This window comes from Halobacteriovoraceae bacterium (assembly GCA_020635115.1).
GTDB lineage: Bacteria > Bdellovibrionota > Bacteriovoracia > Bacteriovoracales > Bacteriovoracaceae > JACKAK01.
The window spans coordinates 421,251-429,459 of the sequence record JACKAK010000004.1 but is presented as its reverse complement, the minus strand read 5'-3'; the positions used below and the strand labels follow the sequence as shown (position 1 = coordinate 429,459).

The 8,209-nt window shown below is 32.1% G+C and carries 8 protein-coding genes; 7 read left to right on the top strand and 1 reads right to left on the bottom strand.

Going from position 1 to position 8,209, the window contains the following annotated elements; translation table 11 throughout:
- The first annotated feature begins 227 nt into the window (after positions 1 to 227).
- Both H6622_08685 and H6622_08680 read left to right on the top strand, forming a co-directional pair.
- Positions 228 to 662: a hypothetical protein gene (locus tag H6622_08685; GenBank protein MCB9061583.1), complete on the top strand. Its 435-nt coding sequence runs from the start codon at positions 228 to 230 to the stop codon at positions 660 to 662.
- A gap of 125 nt (positions 663 to 787) precedes the next feature.
- On the top strand, positions 788 to 2,716 hold the full coding sequence (locus H6622_08680; GenBank protein ID MCB9061582.1) for a class I tRNA ligase family protein: 1,929 nt from the start codon (positions 788 to 790) through the stop codon (positions 2,714 to 2,716).
- A gap of 98 nt (positions 2,717 to 2,814) precedes the next feature.
- Here H6622_08680 and H6622_08675 read toward each other — a convergent pair whose 3' ends face one another.
- Entirely contained in the window at positions 2,815 to 3,351 is a 537-nt protein-coding gene (locus tag H6622_08675; protein ID MCB9061581.1) for a YceI family protein, read from the bottom strand.
- A 106-nt stretch (positions 3,352 to 3,457) separates the two neighbouring features.
- Here H6622_08675 and H6622_08670 point away from each other — a divergent pair, with 106 nt between their 5' ends.
- The 5 genes from H6622_08670 (at position 3,458) to H6622_08650 (ending at position 8,208) form a co-directional block, all read left to right on the top strand.
- Positions 3,458 to 4,315: a LysR family transcriptional regulator gene (locus H6622_08670; GenBank protein ID MCB9061580.1), complete on the top strand. Its 858-nt coding sequence runs from the start codon at positions 3,458 to 3,460 to the stop codon at positions 4,313 to 4,315.
- A 99-nt stretch (positions 4,316 to 4,414) separates the two neighbouring features.
- A complete protein-coding gene (locus H6622_08665) occupies positions 4,415 to 5,122 on the top strand; it encodes a glutathione S-transferase N-terminal domain-containing protein (GenBank protein MCB9061579.1) in 708 nt (235 codons plus the stop codon).
- A gap of 32 nt (positions 5,123 to 5,154) precedes the next feature.
- Positions 5,155 to 6,564 carry a hypothetical protein gene (locus H6622_08660; GenBank protein MCB9061578.1) on the top strand — a complete coding sequence of 470 codons (1,410 nt, stop codon included), beginning with the start codon at positions 5,155 to 5,157 and terminating at the stop codon, positions 6,562 to 6,564.
- Positions 6,542 to 7,573 carry a hypothetical protein gene (locus H6622_08655; GenBank protein ID MCB9061577.1) on the top strand — a complete coding sequence of 344 codons (1,032 nt, stop codon included), beginning with the start codon at positions 6,542 to 6,544 and terminating at the stop codon, positions 7,571 to 7,573. The genes H6622_08660 and H6622_08655 overlap by 23 nt, the downstream gene beginning before the upstream one ends.
- Positions 7,573 to 8,208, top strand: a complete 636-nt coding sequence (locus H6622_08650) for a M15 family metallopeptidase (GenBank protein ID MCB9061576.1) — start codon at positions 7,573 to 7,575, stop codon at positions 8,206 to 8,208. Before H6622_08655 ends, H6622_08650 begins: the two co-directional genes overlap by 1 nt.
- Position 8,209 lies beyond the last annotated feature (1 nt).

Genomic DNA, 8,209 nt, shown 5'->3' with positions numbered 1-8,209 from the left:
ATGATTGAGTCGCAAGCATTGGTGCTTCGTCAGTTTTAGTGTAAACAATTTGAGAATCGTTGGCCATTACTCCACCTTTGGTAAAGAAAAACAAAAAAAAGTCAATCTCTGATACATGACATTATTTATTCAGAATGGCAATGACCAACGCAGTACCCAATGCGGAGCTCTTAGTTAAAAAATAGATTATTTTAGAGTTATTAAGTAGGCCCTGCTAATATACTTTTATGAGAATTTTTATAAGAACCCAGGTTCCAAAAAACTTTAAAAACGTCATTTCGAAATTTGATGAATTACTTTTCCGGGAACTAAAACCACCATTTGTGAATTTAGAAATAGAACGATTTGATGGATGTAGGAAAGATGATGAAGTTCACTTGAAATTGAAACTTTGGGTATTTTCAAGTGAATGGGTTAGCAAAATTGTCGAAAATTTTGAATCTGATTCAGAATTTGTATTTATCGATCAAGGGATCAAGTTGCCTTTTCCACTGAAAAGTTGGTTTCATCAACACAAGGTATACAGGGTTAATTCATCGGTAAGTGAAGTTCAAGATGATATAGATTTCACGTCGGGAAATAAATTAGTTGATCTGTTTTTGTATCCAACACTCTTTGCAGTTTTTTATTCTAGGCGCTTTATCTATAAAAAATATTTTTGACCACAATGACTCATGATGTCTAATATTTTATCCTAATATTTCATTGTGGATTTTATTTTTTTGTAAGTATAGATATGCTAAGGATAACAAATAACTTTATTGTACAGGACAAATGGTTTTAATTTATGAACGATGACGGCCTTAATGAACTTCAAACTGAAATAAAAACAATTATAAGCAGAGTAGATAAACCGGAGAAGATGCTTATTACCGCCGGAATGCCCTATGCAAATGGACAACTTCACATTGGTCATCTTGCTGGAACACATGTCCCTTCGGATATCTATGCTCGATTCTATAGAATGTTGATAGGAAAAGAAAATGTCTTACATATTTGTGGCTCTGACGATCATGGGTCTACAAGTGAGATTAGTGCTCGCAACGTTGGAAAAGATGTCAAAGATTTTATAAGAGAAATTCATGCGGGGCAGACTCGGACTTTAAACAACTATAATATTGACTTAGATATATATACAGGAACTTCTAGGGAAGAAGTTTATGAAATTCATAAAAATTTCTGTCAAAATTTCCTGATAAAGCTTTATAAAAATGGAATGCTTAAAACGAAAACGAGTGAACAATGGTTCGACCCTGATGCCAACCTCTTTCTGCCTGATAGATTTATAAATGGTACGTGTCCAAAATGTGGAAAAGATGGGGCCTATAGTGAAGAGTGTGATAGTTGTGGTGGAACTTATGAGGCAAAAGAGCTTATCAATCCAATTAGTAAGGTTAGCGGAGGAGTTCCAGTTTTAAAACCTACTGATCACTGGTGGCTTGATATGTGGCAATTAACAGACGAGCTTAAGAATTGGTTTGAATCTAAGGAAAAAACATGGAGAAAATTTCTTTTAAGTGAGGTTCTTGGAACAGTTACTCCTGGTCTAGTATTTTCAAAAGAGTTTGAAGAAAAATTTAAATCTCTTAAAGGAGAACTACCGAAGCACAAAAGTAAGTATATTCCAGGTAAAAATATATTAATCGAAGTGGGTTCATTATCGGAATTGGAAACAACTAAATCTATTTTTGAAAAAAATCAAATTCACTGCGAGGAAAACAATTCTTGGGCCTATCGTTCAATTACCAGAGATGTCAATTGGGGGATACCTTTGCCAACTGAAGTTGATCCAAAGATGAAGGGAAAGACTTTTTACGTTTGGCCAGAATCGCTTATCGCCCCAATTTCTTTTACACAGCTCGCTTTAAAAAATAAAGGGAAGAGCATTGAAAAATATGAACAGTACTGGAAAAACCCTAAAGCAAAAGTGTCACAATTTATCGGAGTAGATAACGTCTTTTTCTACACAGTCATGCAAGGAGCTATGTGGTTTGGAACTCAAGATGATAAACATCGTCTTCCTATTGATGGAGAGCTTCAACTAACAGATGTTTTTCCGTTATATCATTTACAGATCAATGACCAAAAAATGAGTAAGTCTACTGGAAATTTCTATACAGGGGATCAACTGATTGATGACATGGGGTATAGTGCTGATCAGGTTAGATATTTTTTATCAGTTTTAAGTTTACACAAGAAACAATCCAATTTTGATTTTAAAACATTTGATGAAAGAAATAATTTTCTTGCAGGCCCAATGAATGCGGCCTTTGAAAGGCCCATATCTGCAGCTCGCTCTAAATTTAAAAATAAAGTTCCGCAAGGAAAACTTGTAGGAAAATCAGCTGCTGAAACTAAGAAAATGATTCAAATGTATGTTAAGTTTATGGAAAAGGCCCAATATTCAGACATGTTATTTGCGCTTGAAAATTATGCACGTCTAATTAACAAAATTTTCGTTAACCATAGGCCACATGATGATAGACATCCTGAGGCAGAAAGAGCAGATGGATTATTTACTTGTTTCTATATTCTTAAAAACTTAATGATTATGCTCTACCCAGTGGTTCCTTCAACGATGGAAAAACTTCGACAATCTTTAAACTTACCTTCATCTGTCTTTAGTATTTCTGAGCTTGGAGTCCCAATTGAAGTTGGACATGAGATAGGAGAAATCCAAGAATTTTTTCCACACACGCAAGAATCAAAAAGCTAACAACATCATTTGTAAAAATAGTATTGTTTTATAAGATATTTTATTTTAAAGGCGCATTATAACTATCATTATATTGCGCCTGTTTGGATTTTTGAAAACTATTTTAATACGACTTGAAAGTCCAAGTTCACTTCGTCATGTATCATTTTGTCTCCTAATCCTTTAAAGAAACTACCTGAACCATATTTCATATCAAATTTTGTTCTATCAAATTTTAAAGTTCCAATATATGTCTTATTCTTTTTATCATATTTAATTATCACTGGATTTGATTTTCCACGAATTGTAAGATTACCTTGAATTTGTTTTCCATCATCTTCTTTAATAACTAACTTAGCTGTTGGAAATTTAGCAATATCAAAAAAATCAGAACTTTTCATATGATTAATAAATTTGTCGGCCCACTCACCTTCTAAGTCTGTCACAGTTAGAGTATTAAGATCAATAATGAACTCTCCATTTACAATTCTTTGATTCTTATCAATTTCTAGATTTGCTTTTGAAAGAGATAAATGACCAGAATGTTTTCCTGTTACTTTGGTTCCCGTCCAAGTGAAGCTACTTTTAGCGATGTCTACTTCTGCAAAAGTAGTTGACGAAATAAGTAAGAAAGCAATTAAAACAAATTTTTTCATAATAGTTCCTCCTATAAAATGAGCTATTTGTTACTATTATGCCTAAAACCTTTTCGTTGCAATAGAGGACATGATTGAGATACACTGTTTCATATATGGAACAATTATGGATTTGAATCTAATTAAAACATTTGTAAAGCTGGCCGAACTTAAGAGTTTCACAAAAACTGCCAAAGTGCTTGGACGGCCGAAATCGAGAATAAGCAGATCAATTGCAAAGCTTGAAAAAGAACTCTCTGTACAGTTAGTTCATCGGACCACTAGGCAAACTATGCTTACAAAAGCGGGAGAAGAATTTTTTCGTAAAATGGTCCGAATCATTGAAGAACTTGAAGCTGAAATTAATGCTCTTTCAGAGCAAGTTGATCATATGTCAGGAGTTATTAGGCTAACAGCACCTGAGGATTTGGCCCAAACATTTCTAGCAGATATTCTCCATGAATACTCAACTATAAATCCGAAAGTTAAAGTTGAAACACTCATCACCAATGAGTTCGTCGATATTATTAAAGAGGATATTGATGTTGCCTTTAGAATAGGGAAACTAGCGGATTCAAATCTTATTCAAAAAAAAATGCGAGAAGTTGAAATAGTACTGGCCGCAACTCCAGGCCATATCAGAATGTACGGAAGGCCAAAGGATATTAGTGATCTTATAAATTTTCATTTTATTCCTTTTAAGGATTGGAAAAGGCAAAAAGAATTTAAAAATTTGGACTACACTCCGTCGATAGTATGTGATAATTTCCAGTTGCTTTTGGCCTTGGCACTAAAAAATGTCGGAATTGTGATGTTGCCTGATTTTTTTGCAGAAAAACACTTCAAAAAAGGTACATTAGAGAGGATTTTACCTGAATGGCGAAGTGCAAAAACAACTGTTCAATGTCTCTACCCTTCTCATAAAAATATTCCAAAAAGAGTGAGAAGTTTTATAGATTTAGCAAGCAATCAGCTTAAGCTTTAGGGCCATGAAAAAAATAATCAAAAGTTAATTCGACAAAATATCTACATATGTTAGTATTTTGACTCAAGAAAAAAATAAATTCTAAAAAAGGATGGGCATGTGATCAATCTTGTCAAATTTGGGATGCGTAAAGATGCAAGTATAAAAAACTTCTCACCATTTTGTTTAAAAGTAGAAACATATTTAAAGGCAACAAATACTGAATACAATGATGAAATTTGTAAAGGTAATCCTGGAAAAATTGCTCCAAAAGGTAAACTTCCTTTTATCAAACATAATGATAAAGTGATTGCTGATAGTGAACTCATCATAAAATACTTGAAAGAAACATTAGGAATTAACCTAGATGAATCTCTAACAGAAAAACAAATTGCAAAGTCAACTGCTATAACACGTGTGTTAGAAGATCATTTATACTGGTGCATGCTCTATTTCAGATGGCTTGATGACCGAGGTTGGGAAGGAATTAAAGAAGAATTTTTTGGGTTCCTACCAGCTCCAATTAAATTGTTTGTTCCAAATTTAGTGAGAAAATCTGTACTCAAAAATCTTTGGGCACAAGGAACGGGAAGACATTCAAAGGAAGAAGTATTATTTTTTTTAGAAGAAGATCTTCGTTGTCTAAATGAACTATTAGAGGGATCTCCATTTTTTATTGATGATAAATTGAGAACTGTTGATATTATTGCCTATTCTTTTTTTGTTAATTTAAACCATGAAATCAATCCACATCTACAGGAAGTTATTAGAAAGTATCCTAAACTTATAGAATTCACAAATGTTGTGCACCGTAAAGTTTATCATTAAATTTTAGATGCAAAGCTTGCAAAGGGATTTTTGTGAAATATTTAATCATTTTGTTAATTCAAATCTTCACAACTTCGACTCTTTATTCTGTAGAAAAATATAATCGACTCTATATAGAAAGTGCAAATTCATCGAGTTATTTGAAAAGCAATTGGAACAAATACAACGAAAACTATCATCCTAATTATGCATTCGACGATAACCCTAAAACAGCTTGGGTGGAAGGTGAAGCAGGTTATGGTATTGGTGAATCTTTATCCTTTAATGTGTCAAAACTCAATCAAGTTGAAAAAATCAAAATAGGTCTTGCAAATGGTTATCAAAAAAGTAAAAAACTTTTTGAGGCAAACTCTTCTCCAAAAGAAATTGAGGTTACTTTTTTTGACAATCTCGGACATATAACTCTTAGAGAGAAGCGAACATTAAATCATATCTTTGGTGTTCAAAATTTGTTCTTTAACTATCCTACAAATAAAGGACTATCAAATATCACTCTTAAAATCTTAAGTGTTTACAAAGGTAAGTTATATAAAGATACATGTATTTCAGATATTACTTTGGATGTTATCTCTAAAGTACCTTATAATAATATCGTCGAATTAAATAAAAAAAATAACTTATTATTATGGGCCAAAGAAAGACTAAAAATCGCAAAATATTTTGCCTCTAAACCAGATGGGAACGCTTTTCTCTATGAACATTATTATGGACGTAACGATTTAAGTAGAACTTCTCAAAATCATAGTGTTCCTTCTCAGACATTGGCCTGTAAGTCAGTCCTTCCAGATTTTGAAGAAATTCTTCAAAATGGAAAAAAGTATAAACATTTATTTCATACAAAATTTGATTTGAATAAAATTTCTATAGTTTCACAATTATGGAGAGAAATTTCAGTTTTAAATCAAACTAAAAGTTGGTACAAATCAACAAACAATGCATCTCCTCAGTATCTTCCAGATTTTTCAAGTAATGGAAACCTTCTCATTACCGAAAAAGAAAATTATGATATCATCGATTATATAGACTTTAATAAAAAATCGTTTTTCGAAGTCAACAATTCTCTAGCAAGTGATACAAAAATTGATGAATTTGGTTCCGTAGCAGTTTCGAACTGGAAAGTTAATTTCTCAAAAAACAACCCTACACTTCCAAATCTTTTAATTAGATTTACAAAAAATTATGGTGAAGAAAGAGGCCCATATGAATTTACTACATATAATGCTATTAAAGTTAATTCAAATGGTTTTGCAAAAGAAATCTTAATTTGGAAACCTTTAAATGAATCTACATCAACTGAGGCAGATGGAAGTGAAATGCAATATCTTAAATTCTATTATAATGATAAAAATAAAATTACTCACTTCGATTCAGTTTCCATTTATGGTGGTGGAAAAATGTGTGCAGATTTAAAAACTTCATTTGTTACGTTTAATGCAAAATAGAATCATTACGTTTTCGATCATCTTAATAATTCTTATGCCTTTCAGGTTAGATGCAAGTCTTGGCCAAGCTCCCTTTGAAGCTTTTGAAAAATCTGGAGCTCAACTTCAAAATGAAACGTGCATAAAATGCCATAAATTACAATATAACGAATGGAAAAGATCAAGACATTCACAATCTTGGAGCAATCAAATTTTTCAAGAAGGTTATCTTGTTGAAACACAAGACCGTTGCATTTATTGCCATGCCCCCCTAAAAGAACAATTTTTGGAAATAAAAAATGACTTAATCGCACCTAAGAAACAAGCAAACGAAGGAGTCAATTGCATTGCTTGCCATGTATTCAAGGGAGATGTCGTAGGAAGTTCAATTCAAAGTTTTCATGCTACGGATGATGAAACGAGTAGTTCAGTCAAAAAAGGTCCTCAATTATGTGCTTCTTGCCATCAATTTGATATTAATAAAAATGTAAATGGAAATATTTTGATGACACCATTAAACGCTCAAAACACTTATATAGAATGGAAAGATTATCAAAGCAAAGGAGGAGATAAAACTTGCCTTGATTGCCATATGCCCAAAGGTTCTCACTCCTTTAAAGGAGCTCATCATCAAGATATGCTTGAAAAATCAATTGAAATTACACATGAGACCAATAGTGCAGGCGTTAAATTTCATTTAAGACCTAGAAACATAGGACACAGACTTCCAACAGGTGATGTATTCAGAAATATTACTCTTGAAGTACAAATGCCTAATGGGCAATACAAAGTGATAGCTAATTTTGGAAAAAAATATAAAGTTCACATTTCCAAAAAGAATGGCGAAGTTATTCAAGAATTAGTTTCAGACACTAGACTAATGCCACTTGAAACTAAATCAATACAAACAAATATTTCAAAATTTCTATCCTTTCGATTGAGATATCATTTTATTTCGGAAAAAGACAAATTAAGAACAAAATTAAAACCAAATGAGTATGTAAAAACATTTTTGGAAGGAAAACTTTAATGCTAAGACATCTAATATTTTTATTCATTTCAGTTTCTTGCTATTCAATTACTCCACTTCTGAATTTAGCTGATTTTTCACCGAGTATAATCATTGATATGAAGTATCATTCGATTGATAATTTTTTAGGACAAAAGGTTAATGGCTATAATAAAAATAAATGTCTTCTCACTGAAAAAACTCTTCGGGCCTTAAACAGTGTTCAAGATGAGCTCAAAAAAATGTCTCTTTCACTTAAAGTATTTGATTGTTATAGACCTCAAAAGGCAGTTGATCATTTTATCACTTGGTCAAAAGACTTAAGTGATCAAAGAACTAAAAATAAATATTATCCGAAAATTGAAAAAGAAAACCTCTTTTCCCAAGGCTATATTGCAAAAAAATCAGGCCATTCTCGTGGCAGTACAGTTGATGTTACAATTGATGGCCTAGATATGGGTACGGAATTTGATTTTTTCTCAGAAAAATCTCATACATTTTATAAGTATCTACCGGCACAAGCTAAGGCAAATAGACTACTTTTAAATAATTTAATGCAAAAATATGGAATGAGAAATTATCCTAAAGAATGGTGGCATTTTACCTTAATCAATGAACCGTTTAAGGACAAATTTTTTAACTTCGATATCGAATAAT